This is a genomic window from Bacteroides sp. CAG:633, from assembly GCF_000435115.1.
Taxonomy (GTDB): Bacteria; Bacteroidota; Bacteroidia; order Bacteroidales; family Bacteroidaceae; genus Bacteroides; species Bacteroides ndongoniae.
In genome coordinates this window covers 31208-48106 of sequence record NZ_FR883007.1, presented here as the reverse complement: position 1 = coordinate 48106, position 16899 = coordinate 31208, and the positions used below count along the sequence as shown (strand labels likewise).

The following is a 16899-nucleotide window of genomic DNA, read 5'->3' as shown; positions in this document are numbered from 1 at the left end:
GCATGCTTCTGAGAGGGTATGGAAGGGGTCAGAGCCCCATGCACTCCCGGTAGAAGTCGAGCGTTTCGAAGATGGTGTCCTTGTCAGCAGTCTGGTTCAGGCAGATGTCGCCCACGTCTTTCAGCAGGGTGAAGTTGATGATGCCTGCGGTGTTCTTCTTGTCGTGCAGCATCAACTCGTAGAGGCGGTCGTACTGCTTGCAGGTGAAGTAGAGGCGGTCGTACTGCTTGCAGATGAAGGAGAAGGCACCGTAGTTCTGGCGGACAAACTGAACTACCTGGCGCATGCGTTCCTTGGGGAAGCCGGTCTTGAGGTGAGACAGGTAAAGTTCGCACACCAGTCCCCACGCCACGGCGTAACCGTGCAGCACGGGGCGGTTCTCGGCCAGGGCCAGGCTTTCGAAAGCGTGTCCGATGGTGTGGCCCAGGTTGAGGGCTTTGCGGATGCCATGCTCCTGCGGGTCTTGGGCTACGATGTCTTCTTTGACCTGCACGGAGTGGCCTACCATCTCCTTCAGCAGGCGGTAGTCGGGGCATTCGGTGTCGAAAGCCAACAATTCGTCAAGATGTTGCGGGGTACTGATGAGGCCGTGCTTCAGCATTTCGGCATAGCCGGAGAAGAAGTTGTGGGCGTCGAGGCTTCGTAGAAACTCTGTTTCGAGCAGCACACTGGCTGCGGGTGCGAAGGCTCCGATTTCGTTCTTCAGTCCGTTGAAGTTGATCCCCGTTTTTCCGCCTACCGAGGCATCGACCATCGCCAGCAGTGTGGTAGGAATGTTGATGTAGGCGATGCCGCGTTTGAAGGTGGCAGCAGCAAAACCGCCGAGGTCAGTCACCATGCCTCCGCCCAGATTGATGAGGAGCGAGTGGCGGGTAGCACCTTGTTGGCTCAGAGCTTGCCACACCGAGGCCAGCGTTTCCAGTGTTTTGTGCACGTCTTCGGCGCCAATTGTGATTTCGGTGGCTTCCTTCAGGGCTTTAATGTCGGCCAGCAGCGGCAGGCACAAGCGGTGGGTATGTTCATCGGTCAGGATGAAAAGTCGGTCGTGCGGACATTTTTCGATGGCGCCAGTCAGTGCGCCGTTCAGTTCTTCGCAGAGGATAACTTCTTGTTTGTTCATACGTTGATTTGTAATGGTTGATTGCTAATATCAGGTGGCAAAGATACTTTTTTGAGTGGACAAAGCATCGGTTTGCAGAGGGAAAAGCGGTTTTCCCCGACATTTTTTGAGCGGAATACGAAGAAAATGCGTAAGTTTGTCCACGGAAAACTCTATTATACTTACTTAAAAACAAAAATACGCTATGAAAGCTTTGCTGCCCGTGTTCTGTCGCCCGTTGGGCTACTTTGTGATTGCCCTTGCCTTGTTTCTGCCTTTCCTGATGCTGATGATGGGGCGCGTGACCGATGCTAACCTGCTCTTTTACAAGGAGTGTGCCAAACTGCTGATGATGATGGGCTGTCTGATGATCATCTTCGCCCTGACAAAGAACGAAACAGAAGAAACTGTTCGTGTGCGCAACCAGGCTACACGCAATGCCATGTTTCTGACTGTGCTCTTCATCTTTGGCGGCATGCTCTACCGTGTGGCCAAAGGCGACATTGCTTCGGTCGATACTTCCTCTTTTCTGATCTTTTTGATACTGAATGTGCTTTGCCTGGAATTTGGTATAAAAAAAACGGCAGTTGATAGATTATTTAAGCGGAATAGTCGATAAAATCGAAAATCAGCGTGTCACGCATTAAACCTTTTGCCTATTATTCTGTCAAATGAAGCAGTGTAAAAAAAGACATTGTTTACATTTAGAAGAAGAATAGACACATGAAAAGAATTATCATTGGTGCGGTGCTGTTGCTGACAACAGCTGTGACCGCATTTTCGCAAACAAGAAGCATTACCGTGTCGGGCCGTGTGATGGAAGACGATACCAAGCAACCGGCTATGCAGGCTACTGTGCAGTTACTTTCTCTGCCCGACAGTGCGCAGGCGGCTGGTGTCGCAAGTTCCAATCAGGGATACTTTAAACTGCCCAAGGTGAAACCGGGCAAGTACACCCTGCGTATTTCTTACATCGGCTATAAGAGTAAGTTCATTCCCATGATTCTTACAGCCGCCGTTCCCGAGAAAAACATCGGTACAGTAACGCTAGAGTCGGATGCCGTGATGTTGTCCGAAGCTGTAGTCGTGGCTGAAGCTCCCCAAGTGCAGGTAGTTGAGGATACCGTTGCATTCAACTCGTCGGCCTATCGTACGCCCGAAGGAGCCATGCTTGAAGAATTGGTTAAAAAGTTGCCAGGTGCTGAGATTGACGAAGATGGAAATGTGAAAATCAACGGAAAAGATGTGAAGAAGATTATGGTGAACGGAAAAGAGTTCTTTGGCGGTGACGTGAAAACTGGTTTGAAGAACCTTCCGGTAGACATGATCGAGAAGTTGAAGACATACGATAAGCAGTCCGACTTGGCGCGGGTAACCGGTATTGATGACGGTGAAGAAGAAACTGTGCTCGACCTTACAGTGAAGAAGGGTATGAACAAAGGTATTTTTGGAAACGTAGACCTGTCGGGTGGTACGGAAGACCGTTATATGGGACGTGCCATGATGAACTACTTTAACGATAATACGCAGGTGACCTTCATTGCCGGCGCCAATAACGTGAACGATCAGGGTTTCTCGGGCGGTGGAGGCGGTCCCCGCTGGCGTAGGAACAACGGTTTAACAGCTTCTAAAAATATCGGTCTGACTTTCGCTACTGAAACTGAGAAATTGGAATTGGGAGGTAGTGTACGTTACAACTATAGAGGTAATGCCGCTTACAGCGACGGATATACCGAGAACTTCCTTTCAAGTGGGGCAAGTTCGTCGTTCAACAATTCACGTTCGCTCAATAAGAGTAGTAATCAGAATATCAATGCAGATTTTCGTCTGGAATGGAAGCCTGACACACTAACAAACATTATTTTCCGTCCTAACCTTAGTTATGGTAAGACTTGGAGTGCTTCGAATTCTATGTCCGGAACTTTTAACAGCGATCCTTATGCGATCGTTGAACGTCCGAACGACTATCTGGATATTACTCAACTGGCAAAACTCGATTTGTCGAGTGAAACTTTTGATGGTGAAATAAATGATCCGTTGCAAGACATTCGTGTCAATACATCGAACAACCTTTCCAGCAGCGATGGTAATTCGCTGTCGGCCAATGCCACTTTGCAAATCAACCGTCGGCTCAGTTCGAACGGACGTAATATTACTTTCCGTGGAACGGCTGGTTACAATGACTCGGAAAACGACCAGTACAGTGCTTCGAACACTCGTTACTTCCAGGCCGGAGAAGACGGCACTGTCAAGCCCGAGGATATCATTCGTCGCTATATGACTGCTCCTACCGATGGTTATAACTACAGCCTGGAACTGACTTACAGCGAGCCGCTTTGGAAGGCTACTTTCCTGCAGTTCCGCTATCGTTTCAGCTACAGCAACAGTAAGAGTGATAAGAAGACTTTCAATTTGGGTAACGATTGGAACATGGGCGATATGTTGCCCAGTGATTATGAAGACGGTTATGATGCTGAGCAAAGTAAGTATGCTGAATATGAAACTTATACTCATCGATTCAGTCCCAGTTTGCTCTTCAATCGTGAAAAGTATCGTCTGAGTGTTGGTGCCGATTTCGAGCCACAAAACACTTCGTTGTCCTATGAAAAAGGTTCGTATGTGACCGATACGACGCGTAGTGTGTTCAATGTAGCTCCGAGCATCGACTTCCGTTATCGCTTCTCGAAGGTAAGCCAGTTGCGTATCACTTACCGCGGACGTAGTTCGCAGCCTGGTATGGAGAACCTGTTGGATATAACCGATGACTCTAATCCGTTGAATATTACTAAAGGTAATCCGGGTTTGAAGCCTTCATTCAATCATAACTTCCGTATGTTCTACAATACTTATGATCCCGATCGTCAGCGAGGTATTTTTACTCATGCTAACTTCCAGATGACGCAAAACAGCATCAGCAGTATGAGAACTTACAATGAACAGACCGGTGGTTGGGTAACCAAGCCTGAAAATATTAATGGCAACTGGAGTGCAATGGGTATGTTCGGTATCAATTCGGCGTTGAAGAATAAGAAGTTCAATATCGGTTCGTTTAGTAATGTGTCTTATAATAATAATGTAGGTTATCTTTCGGTAGGTGAAGTTTCTCAGAAAAATACAACTACTAACCTGAGTTTGCAAGAGCGTCTGACCGGTACTTATCGTAACGACTGGTTTGAATTCGGCTTGAACGGCTCTTTTGCTTATTCAATCGAAAAGGACAAGTTGACTCCTACTAACAATCAGGAGCCTTACAACTTCTCGTATGGTGCTACTACGACCATGACTGCACCTTGGAATATGACCCTTTCTACCAACATAGCTAACCAAAGCCGTCGTGGCTATCTTGACAGTAGCATGAACCGTGACGAGCTTATCTGGAATGCCCAGCTTTCGCAGACTTTCCTGAAAGGTGCCGCTACTATCAGTTTCGAAATGTACGACATCTTGAAGCAGCAGAGCAATATCAGCCGTTCGCTGACAGCGAGTGGACGTTCGGTATATACCTATAATGGTGTCAACAGCTATTGCATGCTTCACTTCATTTATCGTCTGAATATCTTTGGAGGTAAAAATGCTCATCGTGATAGAGGTCCCGGTATGGGATTTGGTCCTGGACGTGGTCATGGCCCAGGTGGATTTGGCGGTGGTCGCCCCCGTTTCTAATGTTTTTAGAATATAACAGGTATAAGTTTTATTATGCAAGCCTGAGGCGGAATGCTTTCCACCTCGGGCTTGTGTCTTTTATGTAGTACGTTTGCCGGTAATATGCAGAAGCTGTCCTTTTTCAATACTTTTTCTGCTGGAAGAAGAAGAGTATTCTGAAAAAAGCTTTATATTTGTTTGCATGATTGATTGGAACCTTATAGCAGGACAGATAGCCACGGTAGCATTCGACATTGTTTATTTTGGCGCAATTATCGGTACGATTATCGTTATAGTGCTCGACAATCGTAATCCGGTAAAGACTATTGCGTGGATACTGATTCTGATGTTTTTGCCCGTGGTGGGACTTGTATTCTATTTCTTTTTCGGGCGCAGCCAGCGGCGTGAACGTATTATCGGGAAGAAACTGTATAGTCGCCTGATGAAGAAATCGATGGCTGAATACATGGCGCAAGGTTCATGCCGTCTTCCGTTGCACTACAGCAGGCTGATTTCGCTGTTTCGTAATGCCAATCAGGCGTTTCCTTTCGACGGCAATCGGGTGTTGGTGTACACCGAGGGGCTTTCTATGCTGCAGGCTTTATTGCGCGAGTTGCAGAAGGCTACGCAACATATTCACATGGAATTCTATATCTTCGAGGATGATGCCATCGGCCGGCTGGTGCGTGATGTGTTGATAGACAAGGCGCGTTCGGGCGTCGAAGTAAGGGTGCTTTACGACGACGTAGGCTGTTGGCATGTTCCCAACCGTTTTTTCGATCAGATGCGTGAGGCGGGCATTGAGGTACGTAGTTTCCTGAAAGTCCGTTTCCCGTTGTTCACCAGCAAGGTGAACTATCGTAATCACCGCAAGATTGTTGTCATCGACGGGCGCGTAGGTTTTGTAGGTGGCATGAATCTGGCCGAGCGCTATATGCGCGGTGTTGCGTGGGGCATTTGGCGCGATACACACCTGTTGCTGGAGGGGAAGGTTGTACACGGTTTACAGACGGCTTTCCTGCTCGACTGGTACTTTGTAGACCGTACACTGATAACTTCGGCGCGTTATTTCCCTAAGATAGATTGTGTGGGATCGGCTTTAGCACAGATTGTGACGAGTGAACCTGTGGGCCCTTGGCGGGAAATCATGCAGGGGCTTTGCATGGCTTTGATGGGAGCACGTAAGTATTTCTACATGCAGACGCCTTATTTCCTGCCTACCGAGTCGGTATTGGTGGCTATGCGTACGGCTGCCCTTGCCGGGGTAGATGTACGGTTGATGATTCCGATGCGTGCCGACAGCCGCCTGACGCATCTGGCTTCGTGCTCTTATCTGGCTGATGTGTTGCAGGCGGGTGTGAAAGTCTATTTCTACAAGAAAGGTTTTCTTCACTCCAAGCTGATGGTTTCGGATGATGAACTGTCGACAGTAGGGTCTACCAATATCGATTTCCGCAGCTTTGAGCACAATTTTGAGGTAAATGCATTTGTCTACGACGTAGAGACGGCGTTGCAGATGCGTGAGATTTTTCTGCAAGACCAGCGTGACTGTGTACAGGTATTCCTGAAGAACTGGGTAAAGCGTCCGTGGCACCGGAAGGCAGCCGAAAGTGTAGTCCGTCTCTTCTCGCCGGTGCTATAACCGGAAACGTTTAACGGAAGAAGCTGAAGTTGACGCTGCCGTATACTCTTCTTTCCACAAAGTGTGGATGTGTTTCGAAGTTGTTTTTCTTGCCGTGTTCAAGCACGAACAGGCAGTCTTCTTTCAGCAGGTTGTTTTCGAAGATGAGGTCGGGGAGAGTCTCCAGACCGGGCAGTTCGTAGGGAGGGTCGGCAAAGATGAAGTCGAACTGTTCACGGCTTCCCTGAATGTACTTGAATACGTCGCCACGAACGGGGAAACAGCGGTCGGTCTTGACTTCTTGCATGATTTTGCAGATGAAAGCGTAGTGGTCGCGGTCTTTCTCGACGCTGACTACCTGGTCGCATCCTCTGGACAGCAGTTCGATACTGATGCTTCCTGTGCCTGCAAAGAGGTCGAGGGCACGTATGCCGCCTTCTTCAAAGTCGATGTAGTTGGACAGGACGTTAAACAGGTTTTCTTTGGCAAAGTCCGTAGTAGGACGTGCCTTGAACGTGCGTGGCACGTCGAAGCGTCTTCTTTTGTATATTCCGCTGATTACTCGCATAAGTTGATGGTTTGCAGGTCTAAGTTGTTGGCCGGATTCATGACGAATACCCGGCTGATGAATTTTCGCAGTTCGGCCAGTAGGTCTTTCTTTTCGTTCAGGTTACCGCTCAGGTGCAACTCGTCGCGTTCCTGGTCCAGACCAAGTTCTTTCCAGATGTAAAGAAGGTAATAGATACGGTCGGCATTGACTTTGCAGTCGAAAGAGTTGGCCAGTAGCAGGCGTCCGCGTTCGTATGCATATACGTTCAAGCTGCCGGTTTGCAGGTAAACGTACATCTTCCGGTTGTTACCCAACCGACTCTTGGCGGCATAGTACTCGATAAGCGGGCTGGACTGTGCGTGAAACTTGATGTCGGCATACTGTTCGCGCAGGAAGGTGAAACTGGTTTTGTCGACACCGTACAGCACGACGATGTTATTGTTGTGCAGGATGTCGTATTGCACCAGCTCGTTGTCTTTTTTCGTCAGATTGTGGAAGAATACGGTTTCGGCTTGTTCGTCTTCGAAGAATTCGAGTGGCACGAAGGTGAAACGTTTGTTGGCTATCAGTGCATTGACTCGCCTGTAGGGGCGGTTCAGCCATTCTACCTCGCGGAAGGTTTGTTTCAGGTTGGCGGTTAGCGAGAGCGACTCGTCTACCTGCCGGTCGTAGAAGGAGTATTCCCCTTCTCCCAGAGGGTTGAATACAGAAAAAGAAAATCCATCCGTACTAAGACGGATGGATAATGTATACTGTTCCGATTTGTTGAAATCAGTGTTTTCTATCATTTAAACTCAACGTATTATTCCCAGTTACCGGCATTGTTGTTAGCTGTTTCCAAGCTACCGATCATCAGACCGCAGTACTTGTTCAGCTTAGTCTGTACGTCTTTCAGGTTAGCAATTTCTTGCTTGTCCAGACCGTTCAGATAAATGTCGTACGGAGCCTTAACTTCGAGCAGGCAGAAAGGAGCACCAGACTTGGCTGTATCGTTCTTGATAGCCATTTCGAACTGTGCACCGTTTCCGTAAGGAATGTATCTCAGAGAATCGGCATTGAAGCCTTTCGGGAAGATAGTATCCAATACGGCTACCCACAAAGTATCACGCTTGAAGTTTTCCAAACCCCATTTCTTTACTTCAGCATAGTTACCGCTTTTCTTTGCTTTTTCGATGATGTTGATGGCTTTCTTTTCAGTCAAACCGTCTTCCAACTGCTTGTCGGTTAACTCGCCTTGCTTGTAGATGAAGGGGAGCTTCTGGTTCTTGACGAAGTCAATCAGCGTATCGAAGCTGGCCGTGTACTGCTGGTTGTTCAAGTTACGATACTCACTTTGAGCCTTGCGGATGTCAATCAGACGGGCAATGACCGCTGCATCTCTCTGTTTCTTGGCATTCTCAAAATCGATAGGCCCCATGATGCTGGCGTAGCAGATGTAAACCAACGCTATAATGCACAAGCCTAAAACGATATTAAATACTGTTTTCATGATAAATATGTTTTTTAGTTGTTATATTCGCACCGCAAAAATAAAAGAAATAAATTTAAAAATGACTGTTCCTCTTACTTTTTTCTGTTACAAAAATGATAAATAACTATTTAGAAAGGCAAATTAAGGAAAATTTTCCTTATCAACCAACTTCGGAGCAGGAAAATGCAATAAAATATTTGTCGGAATTCCTTTGTTCGGCCTCGTCCGATGTGGTTTTCCTGTTGCGGGGATACGCGGGAACCGGAAAGACTTCGCTGGTGGGAGCACTGGTGCGTACCCTCGACAAGCTGCAGCAGAAGTCGGTGCTGATGGCTCCGACCGGGCGGGCGGCTAAAGTCTTTGCCGGCTATGCCGGTCACGCGGCCTTTACCATTCATAAGAAGATATACAGGCAGCAGGCTTTTTCGAACGAGATGAGCAACTTTGCGCTGAACGACAACCTGACGACGCATACTTTATATATAGTGGACGAAGCTTCGATGATAGCAAACGACGGACTGTCGGGGTCGGCTTTCGGTACGGGCCGTTTGCTCGACGACTTGGTACAGTTTGTCTATTCGGGCATGGGATGCCGCCTGCTGCTGTTGGGCGACACGGCACAGCTTCCGCCGGTGGGCGAGGAGCAGAGTCCGGCGCTCTGTGCCGATGCGTTGCGGGGGTACGGGCTGGAGGTGATGGAGACGGACCTGACGCAGGTGGTCAGGCAGGAGCAGCAGTCGGGTATCTTGTGGAATGCTACCCGCCTGCGTCAGCTGATTGCAGAGGACGATTGCTTCAGTCTGCCCAAAATCCGTGTGAGTGGTTTTCCCGACATCCGGGTGCTGCCTGGAAGCGAACTGATAGAAGCGCTGGAGACTTGCTACGGTCGAGACGGAATGGACGAGACCATCGTCGTGTGCCGCAGCAACAAGCGTGCCAACCTTTATAATAAGGGCATACGTGCACAGATTCTGTGGCGTGAGGAGGAACTGGAGTCGGGCGACTGGCTGATGGTGGCCAAGAACAACTATTATTGGACGGAGAAGAACAAGACGATGGATTTCATTGCCAACGGCGAGACGGCCGTAGTGCGGCGTGTGCGTCGTACACGCGAGATGTACGGATTCCGTTTTGCAGACGTTACGCTGGCCTTTCCCGATTACGACGATTTCGAGCTCGAAGTGAACCTGCTGCTCGACACCTTGCACAGCGATGCTCCGGCTCTGCCGAAGGCCGACAACGACCGCCTGTTCTACACCGTGCTCGAAGACTATGCCGACATCCCGCTGAAGCGCGACCGCATGAAGAAGATGAAGGCCGATCCTTACTACAATGCCTTGCAGGTGAAGTATGCCTACGCCGTCACCTGCCACAAGGCGCAGGGCGGACAGTGGAAAAACGTATTTCTGGATCAGGGTTACCTGTCGGACGAGTATCTGACGCCCGATTATTTCCGCTGGCTATACACTGCCTTTACCCGTGCCACAGGCACGCTTTATCTGGTAAACTATCCCGAAGAACAAGTGGAATAAGTAGGGTTGGCCGAGGGAATCACAAGTCTTCCTTTCGGCCATAACCTGACTGCAAAGTACTGCATACTTGTTGCAGCGTTACTGCAAACAAGTGTGCAGTGCTGCTGCAAACGCCTTTGCAGTGCCGCTGCAACGGGCTTGCAGTACGTCTGCAACCAGCTTGCAGTAACACTGCAACCAGTTTGCAGCGACAGTGCAGCCTGCTTGCAGTCGTTACGACGCCTGCATCCGTCATTTGTCTCCCGATATAATTGGACGCTTTTGAGCTTTGTAGACTGCCACGATAGACAGTTGTCGGGAACTGTTCCAGCTTAGCTATACACTTTGTTAAATGCTCTTCTGGCTTGCTTGTCTGTTCTCGGTGTGCCAGGTATACATGATGTTCTTGTATCAATAGATACAAAAAAACAGGAAGTACGGCCCTGTATAGCCGACTTCCTGTTTCGGGAATATTTTTTCAGAATGCTTGTAATCAGATGCCTGCCAGTTCCAGCACTTTATCTACTGCGGCACTGACGCCGTCGGGGTTCTTTCCGCCGGCAGTGGCGAAGTGGGGCTGTCCGCCGCCGCCACCTTGCATCAGCTTGGCGGCCTCTTTCACTAATGCACCGGCCTTCAGTCCGCCGGCAACCAGATTGTCGCTCAGCATGACGGTCAGCGTGGGTCGGCCTTCAAAGACGGTTCCGGCCACGAAGAACAGGTTCTCTGTCACTTCGCCGCGCAGCTGGAAGGCGATGTTCTTCACTGTTTCGGGCGGCGTCATGGTGGCGCAGAACTTGATGACTTTCACGCCGTTCACTTCCTTCATGCCTTGCAGCAGACGTTCCTTCAGCTGGGCTTCTTTCTCCTTCATGTACTCTTCGATCTGCTTCTTCAGTCCGGCATTCTCTTCGATGTACTTGCGGATGGCACCAGCCAGGTCGGGAGCGTTGTTGAACAGCGACTTCAGGTCGCGCATGGTGTCCTGGAAGCTGTCAATCATTTCCTCTACCTTGGCTCCGGTTACGGCTTCGATGCGTCGTACGCCGGCGGCAACGGAGCTTTCGGACAGAATCTTCACCATACCGATGTTGCCCGTGGCAGCTACGTGCGTACCGCCGCAGAACTCGATGGACGAGCCGAACTGGATGACACGTACGTGGTCGCCGTACTTCTCGCCGAACAGGGCGATGGCACCCAGCTCTTTGGCTTCCTCAATGGGGATGTTGCGGTATTCTTTCAACGGAATGTTGGCGCGTATCTTGGCGTTGACCAAGTGTTCTACCTGACGCAGCTGTTCGTCGGTCACCTTCTGGAAGTGCGAGAAGTCGAAACGCAGCGAGTCGGGTGTCACGAGCGAACCCTTCTGTTCAACGTGGTCGCCCAGTACGGTGCGCAAAGCCTCGTCCAGCAAGTGTGTGCACGAGTGGTTGGCGGCGCAGGCGGCGCGCTTGTCGGTGTCCACACAGGCCATCATCGGTGCGTCGAGGTGCTCGGGCAGCTTCTTGGTCAGATGGATGGGGAGGTTGTTTTCCTTCTTGGTGTCGATGACTTCGATGGTCTCGAATTCGTTGACCAGCACACCTGTGTCGCCCACCTGACCACCGCTTTCGGCATAGAACGGAGTCTTGTCCAGCACAATCTGATAGAATGTCTGGTTCTTCTGTTTGATCTGGCGGTAGCGCAGGATGCTTGTTTCGTATTCGGTATAGTCGTAGCCTACGAACTCGGTAGTGCCTTCTTTCAGCGTAATCCAGTCGCCGGTCTCGACGGCGGCGGCGTTGCGGGCACGCTGTTTCTGCTGCTGCATTTCGGCGTCGAACTCTTTCAGGTCGGCAGTCATGCCGTTTTCGCGCAGAATCAGTTCGGTCAGGTCGAGCGGGAATCCGAAGGTGTCATACAGGGTGAAGGCGTCTTTTCCGCTGATTTCGGTCTTGCCTGCGGCCTTGGTTTCGGCCATGGTCTTGTCCAGCAGGCGGATACCGGTTTCGAGGGTGCGCAGGAAGGCTTCTTCTTCTTCCTTGATGACCTTCATGATCAGGTCCTTTTGTGCTTTCAGTTCGGGATAGGCTTCGCCCATGTTGTCTATCAGCACGGGGATGAGCTTGTACATGAAGGCTTGCTTCTGGCCCAGGAACGTGTAGCCGTAGCGTACGGCACGGCGCAGGATGCGGCGGATGACGTAGCCGGCCTTGGCATTGCTGGGCAGCTGTCCGTCGGTGATGGAGAAGGCAATGGTGCGGATGTGGTCGGCAACGACGCGCATGGCGATGTCCGACTTCTCGTCAGTGCCGTATTTCTTTCCGGCCATGTCGCCAATGACTTTCAGGATGGGCTGGAAGATGTCGGTGTCATAGTTGGACGTCTTGCCCTGCAGGGTACGTACCAGACGCTCGAAGCCCATGCCGGTGTCGATCACCTTGGCGGGAAGCGGTTCGAGGCTGCCGTCGGCCTTGCGGTTGTATTGCATGAACACGAGGTTCCAAATTTCGATTACTTGCGGGTGGTCTTTGTTCACCAATTCGCGTCCGGGCACTTTGGCTTTCTCCTCTTCCGAGCGCGAGTCGATGTGTATCTCCGAGCACGGTCCGCAGGGTCCCGTATCACCCATCTCCCAGAAGTTGTCGTGCTTGTTGCCGTTCAGGATATGGTCTTTCGGCAAGAACTGCTCCCAGTACGAGGCAGCTTCGTTGTCGCGTTCGAGCCCTTCTTCGGGACTTCCCTCGAAGACGGTGGCATAAAGGTTTTCGGGATTGATTTTCAACACATCTACTAAGTATTCCCATGCCCACGAGATGACTTCCTTCTTGAAGTAGTCGCCAAACGACCAGTTGCCCAGCATCTCGAACATGGTGTGGTGGTACGTGTCGTGTCCCACTTCTTCCAAGTCGTTATGCTTACCGCTTACACGGAGGCACTTCTGCGAGTCCGCGACTCTTTTGTTTTTGGCCGGGTGGTTGCCCAGGATAATGTCTTTGAACTGGTTCATGCCCGCGTTGGTAAACATCAGCGTGGGGTCGTCTTTTATCACCATCGGGGCCGAAGGAACAATCAGGTGTCCTTTGCTCGCAAAGAAACTCTTGAATGAGTCTCTGATTTCGTTTGCTGTCAACATATTCTATTCGAGTTTTTAAATATCCGGATTTATAAGTTTTGAGTTTTCAGTCTGCCTTTTGTCCGGCAGTAGCACCTGCCCGACGAACCCACTACTGAGGAACATCAGCTTCGTTTGTCGGCTAAAACAAACAAAGTCAAAAGACTAAAGAACTTAAAAACTCAAAAAAACAGCGCAAAGATAGCTTGTTTTTATTACTTTTGCCCCATCGACCAGCGAAAATATTTCCAAAAGATGCGCAAAGTATACTACATATATAATCCTCGGACACAGACGTACGACCGTATTTATCCTACTGTCCGCCAGCGGATGATGAGTTATGCCCGTCGTCTGTTTATCGGCATGGGGCTTGGGGCAGGTTGCTTCATTGTTCTGTTACTGATTTTTGGTTCTCCTTCCGAGAAAGAGTTACGCCAGGAAAACAGCCGTTTGCAGGCACAGTACAATGTGCTTTCGCATCGGATAAACGAGGCGATGGGCGTGCTTCAGGACATTCAGCAGCGCGATGACAACCTGTATCGTGTTATCTTTCAGGCCGACCCCATTCCTTCAGCCATTCGTCAGGCCGGTTACGGCGGTACCAACCGCTACGAGCATCTGATGGGGATGGCCAGCTCTGAACTCGTTATCAATACCACGCAGAAGCTCGACATGCTGACCAAGCAGCTCTACATCCAGTCGCGCTCGTTCGACGATGTGGTGGAGATGTGCAAGCAGCACGATGAAATGCTGAAGTGTATTCCGGCCATTCAGCCCATATCCAATAAGAACCTGAAACAGACAGCTTCGGGTTATGGTACACGTATTGACCCTATCTATGGTACTACCCGTTTCCATTCAGGCATGGACTTCTCGGCCAATCCGGGTACAGATGTATACGCTACGGGCGACGGTACGGTGGTGAAGATGGGCTGGGAAACGGGATACGGCAATACGATTGTCATTGACCATGGTTTCGGCTATCAGACGTGGTACGCTCACCTGAAAGAGTTTCGTACCAAGCTGGGCAAGCGTGTAGTGCGTGGTGAAGTGATTGGAGGTGTGGGCAATACGGGTAAAAGTACCGGTCCGCATCTGCATTACGAAGTCCACGTGAAAGGTCAGGTGGTGAATCCTGTCAACTACTACTTCATGGATCTTAGTGCTGAAGACTACGACCGTATGATTCAGATAGCCGAAAATCATGGAAAGATGATGGATTGATGGCTGGACAGGTTTTATTGTATGCTAAATTGAGGAACAAATCATGCTGAATACCGATAAGAATCTGAAACTGTATTATTCCATTGGCGAAGTAGCCGAGATGTTTGGAGTCAATGAGTCGTTGCTTCGTTTCTGGGAACGCGAATTTCCGCAACTCAATCCCAAAAAGGCAGGACGCGGCATACGTCAGTATCGCAAGGAAGACATTGAGACACTGAAACTGATTTATTATTTGGTCAAAGAAAGAGGTATGACCTTGCCTGGTGCCCGTCAGCGAATGAAAGACCGGCGCGAATCGACCTTGCGCAATTTTGAAACTGTAGAGCGCCTGAAGGCTATTCGTGAAGAACTGATAGGCATGCGCGATGCCCTCGATGCTTTCACCGAGGGGCAGACGGATATGCAAAAGGATAATGACTAGTCCTCGATGCGCGATACCTGCTTGATGTTCTTTACTTGCTTCAGATTGTTACAGATGGTGCGTACGTCGTCTACATCATGTACGTAAAGTTGTATTTTTCCTTCGAAGATGCCGTCGTTGGTTTCAATATCCAGTTTGCGGATATTCACGTTCAGTTGGCGCGAGATGATTTGCGTCACTTCGTTCAGCAATCCTACGGCATCTATACCTTTTATATATATAGTTACCAGGAAAGAGAGTTCTTTGTGGGTGTCCCATTGGGTAGCAATGATGCGGTTTCCATAGCTGCTTTTCAGCTTGATGGCGATGGGGCACTGCCGTTTGTGGATGATGACCTGATTGTTTTCGTTGATATAGCCAAGCACATCATCGCCCGGTATGGGGTGGCAGCAGGGAGCCATGAGGTATTCTTTGGAGATGGCCTCTTCGGTCAGCTTTAGAATTTTTTTGGTATCGATCTTTTCCTGCGTATTCTTTTCGGCAGATTTTTCCTCATTAGGCTCTTTTTCTTCTTTACTTCCTCCAAACGAGAAGGAGAGTAGCTTCTTCCAACTCTTTCCTTGTTTTGTTTTGAATACGTTTCTGTCGGCATCGCCCAGTATCAGCTTTTTGCTTCCGATGGCAATAAACAGTTCCTCCCGATTGTGGAAGTTGTGCAGATGGGTCAGCTTGTCGATGGCAGAATCGTCCATACGTACGTCTTCTGCTTTCAGGAAATCGGCCAAAATGGCTTCTCCGGCTTTTTGATTGGCTTTCGCTTCTTTACGCAGGATAGAAGCTATCTTGGAGCGTGCACGTGCAGTGGTAGCAAAGTTCATCCATTCGGCTTGTACACGCTGGGCTTTGGACGTCAGAATCTCTACCTGGTCACCGCTTTGCAGTTTGTGGCTTAACGGTACCAGCTTGTGGTTCACCTTGGCTCCGATGCAATGGCTTCCTATGTCGGTATGCAGGGAGAAGGCAAAGTCGAGTGCCGTACAGTTCTGCGGCATGGTTTTGAGTTCTCCCTTGGGGGTGAATACGAATATCTCCGAAGCAAAAAGGTTCAGTTTGATGGTGTCGAGAAAGTCGATGGCGTCCGGCTGAGGGTCGTCGAGAATTTCCTTGATGGTACGCAACCATTTTTCCAGTTCGCCTTCGTCTTCGCTACCTCCGCCTTCTTTGTACTTCCAATGGGCGGCGAAACCTTGTTCGGCAACATCGTTCATCCGTTCGCTTCGTATCTGTACTTCAATCCATTGGCCGTTGTTGCCCATTAGGGTGACGTGAAGTGCCTGATAGCCGTTGGCTTTGGGATGGCTTACCCAGTCGCGCAAGCGGTCGGGATGAGGCTTGTATATCTTCGAGATAGCTACATAGATGTCGAAGCAGTCGTTCAACTCTTCATCCATATTGCGGGGAGTGAAGATGATACGCACGGCCAGCAGATCGTAGATTTCCTCAAAAGGAACATGCTTGGTCTGCATCTTATTCCAAATGGAGTAAATGGACTTGACGCGTGCCAGAATGCGGTATTTCAGTCCCATCTTGTCCAACTGTGCGCGGATAGGGGTGGTAAATTCCTTGAATACCTTGTCGCGTTCGGCAGCTGTAGCGGCAAGCTTGTCTTCTATTTCCTTGTATTCTTCTGGATGTTCGTATTTGAAGCTCAGATTTTCGAGCTCGGTTTTGATCTTGTACAATCCCAATCGATTGGCCAATGGAGCATAGATGTAGAGGGTTTCACCTGCTATCTTGTATTGTTTGTTGGGCAGCATGGAACCCAGTGTGCGCATATTGTGCAGTCGGTCGGCTATTTTGATGAGAATGACGCGTATGTCGTTGCTCATGGTAAGCAGCAACTTCTTGAAGTTTTCGGCTTGTGCCGAAGCCTGGTCACCGAAAATACCGCCTGATATTTTGGTCAGACCGTCTACGATCTGGGCTATTTTGGGGCCGAATATGTTTTCGATGTCTTCTACCGTGTAGTCGGTGTCTTCTACGACATCGTGCAGCAAAGCGGCACAGATGGACGTGGAGCCAAGTCCTATTTCATTACACACAATTTTGGCTACGGCTATGGGGTGCATAATGTATGGCTCTCCCGAACGCCGTTTAATGCCTTTGTGTGCTTGATTGGCAAAATTGAAAGCTTTGGTGATGATTTCGACTCGTTTGCGGTGTTTGGTTGCCAGATAGTCGTTCAGCAACTCTTGAAACGCCTGTTCAATCATTTCATCCTGTGCTTTTTCTTTCATGGTTGTATTTTCGTCCATACAGTGTTCCT

General features: G+C 49.6%; 12 protein-coding genes. 6 read left to right on the top strand and 6 right to left on the bottom strand.

Annotation, left to right across the window (positions count from 1 at the left end):
* Positions 1–28: 28 nt before the first annotated feature.
* Positions 29–1120, bottom strand: a complete 1092-nt coding sequence (gene aroB, locus QVP67_RS02990; RefSeq protein ID WP_022162077.1) for a 3-dehydroquinate synthase — start codon at positions 1118–1120, stop codon at positions 29–31.
* 184 nt (positions 1121–1304) lie between these two features.
* Here aroB and QVP67_RS02985 point away from each other — a divergent pair, with 184 nt between their 5' ends.
* From QVP67_RS02985 to cls, 3 genes are all read left to right on the top strand, one after another.
* Positions 1305–1718: a hypothetical protein gene (locus tag QVP67_RS02985; protein WP_022162076.1), complete on the top strand. Its 414-nt coding sequence runs from the start codon at positions 1305–1307 to the stop codon at positions 1716–1718.
* A 104-nt stretch (positions 1719–1822) separates the two neighbouring features.
* The gene (locus QVP67_RS02980) at positions 1823–4762 is read left to right on the top strand and encodes a TonB-dependent receptor (RefSeq protein ID WP_022162075.1); all 2940 of its coding nucleotides are present in this window, start codon (positions 1823–1825) and stop codon (positions 4760–4762) included.
* Between the two features lie 181 nt (positions 4763–4943).
* On the top strand, positions 4944–6383 hold the full coding sequence (gene cls / locus QVP67_RS02975) for a cardiolipin synthase (protein ID WP_022162074.1): 1440 nt from the start codon (positions 4944–4946) through the stop codon (positions 6381–6383).
* Between the two features lie 10 nt (positions 6384–6393).
* Here the strand turns inward: cls and rsmD are convergent, their stop codons facing one another.
* Genes rsmD through QVP67_RS02960 form a run of 3 tightly spaced genes read right to left on the bottom strand, consistent with a single transcriptional unit; the run spans position 6394 to position 8401 of the window.
* Positions 6394–6930, bottom strand: coding sequence for a 16S rRNA (guanine(966)-N(2))-methyltransferase RsmD (gene rsmD / locus QVP67_RS02970; RefSeq protein WP_022162073.1), 537 nt, complete (start codon positions 6928–6930; stop codon positions 6394–6396).
* Entirely contained in the window at positions 6921–7700 is a 780-nt protein-coding gene (locus tag QVP67_RS02965) for a DUF3822 family protein (protein ID WP_022162072.1), read from the bottom strand. The genes rsmD and QVP67_RS02965 overlap by 10 nt, the downstream gene beginning before the upstream one ends.
* A 14-nt stretch (positions 7701–7714) precedes the next feature.
* Complete coding sequence (locus QVP67_RS02960) at positions 7715–8401, bottom strand: hypothetical protein (protein ID WP_022162071.1); 687 nt, start codon at positions 8399–8401, stop codon at positions 7715–7717.
* Positions 8402–8496: 95 nt separating this feature from the next.
* Between QVP67_RS02960 and QVP67_RS02955 the strand changes: the two genes are divergently transcribed.
* The gene (locus tag QVP67_RS02955) at positions 8497–9915 is read left to right on the top strand and encodes an ATP-dependent DNA helicase (RefSeq protein WP_022162070.1); all 1419 of its coding nucleotides are present in this window, start codon (positions 8497–8499) and stop codon (positions 9913–9915) included.
* Between the two features lie 472 nt (positions 9916–10387).
* Here QVP67_RS02955 and alaS read toward each other — a convergent pair whose 3' ends face one another.
* Positions 10388–13009 carry an alanine--tRNA ligase gene (alaS, locus tag QVP67_RS02950; protein WP_022162069.1) on the bottom strand — a complete coding sequence of 874 codons (2622 nt, stop codon included), beginning with the start codon at positions 13007–13009 and terminating at the stop codon, positions 10388–10390.
* A 234-nt stretch (positions 13010–13243) separates the two neighbouring features.
* On the opposite strand from alaS, the gene QVP67_RS02945 reads away from it, so the two are divergent.
* Both QVP67_RS02945 and QVP67_RS02940 read left to right on the top strand, forming a co-directional pair.
* Positions 13244–14212, top strand: a complete 969-nt coding sequence (locus QVP67_RS02945; protein WP_022162068.1) for a M23 family metallopeptidase — start codon at positions 13244–13246, stop codon at positions 14210–14212.
* A gap of 43 nt (positions 14213–14255) precedes the next feature.
* Complete coding sequence (locus QVP67_RS02940) at positions 14256–14633, top strand: MerR family transcriptional regulator (protein WP_022162067.1); 378 nt, start codon at positions 14256–14258, stop codon at positions 14631–14633.
* On the opposite strand, the gene QVP67_RS02935 is transcribed toward QVP67_RS02940, so the two are convergent.
* Positions 14630–16888 (bottom strand): RelA/SpoT family protein, encoded by a 2259-nt coding sequence (locus QVP67_RS02935; RefSeq protein ID WP_022162066.1) that lies wholly within the window; start codon positions 16886–16888, stop codon positions 14630–14632. The genes QVP67_RS02940 and QVP67_RS02935 overlap by 4 nt on opposite strands.
* Positions 16889–16899 lie beyond the last annotated feature (11 nt).

Coding starts and splice junctions, on each gene's coding strand:
- QVP67_RS02960 (WP_022162071.1), bottom strand. CDS start 8,401: ATGAAAACAGTATTTAATATCGTTTTAGGCTTGTGCATTATAGCGTTG.
- QVP67_RS02980 (WP_022162075.1), top strand. CDS start 1,823: ATGAAAAGAATTATCATTGGTGCGGTGCTGTTGCTGACAACAGCTGTG.
- QVP67_RS02985 (WP_022162076.1), top strand. CDS start 1,305: ATGAAAGCTTTGCTGCCCGTGTTCTGTCGCCCGTTGGGCTACTTTGTG.
- QVP67_RS02965 (WP_022162072.1), bottom strand. CDS start 7,700: ATGATAGAAAACACTGATTTCAACAAATCGGAACAGTATACATTATCC.
- QVP67_RS02935 (WP_022162066.1), bottom strand. CDS start 16,888: ATGGACGAAAATACAACCATGAAAGAAAAAGCACAGGATGAAATGATT.
- rsmD (WP_022162073.1), bottom strand. CDS start 6,930: ATGCGAGTAATCAGCGGAATATACAAAAGAAGACGCTTCGACGTGCCA.
- QVP67_RS02955 (WP_022162070.1), top strand. CDS start 8,497: ATGATAAATAACTATTTAGAAAGGCAAATTAAGGAAAATTTTCCTTAT.
- QVP67_RS02940 (WP_022162067.1), top strand. CDS start 14,256: ATGCTGAATACCGATAAGAATCTGAAACTGTATTATTCCATTGGCGAA.
- QVP67_RS02945 (WP_022162068.1), top strand. CDS start 13,244: ATGCGCAAAGTATACTACATATATAATCCTCGGACACAGACGTACGAC.
- cls (WP_022162074.1), top strand. CDS start 4,944: ATGATTGATTGGAACCTTATAGCAGGACAGATAGCCACGGTAGCATTC.
- alaS (WP_022162069.1), bottom strand. CDS start 13,009: ATGTTGACAGCAAACGAAATCAGAGACTCATTCAAGAGTTTCTTTGCG.
- aroB (WP_022162077.1), bottom strand. CDS start 1,120: ATGAACAAACAAGAAGTTATCCTCTGCGAAGAACTGAACGGCGCACTG.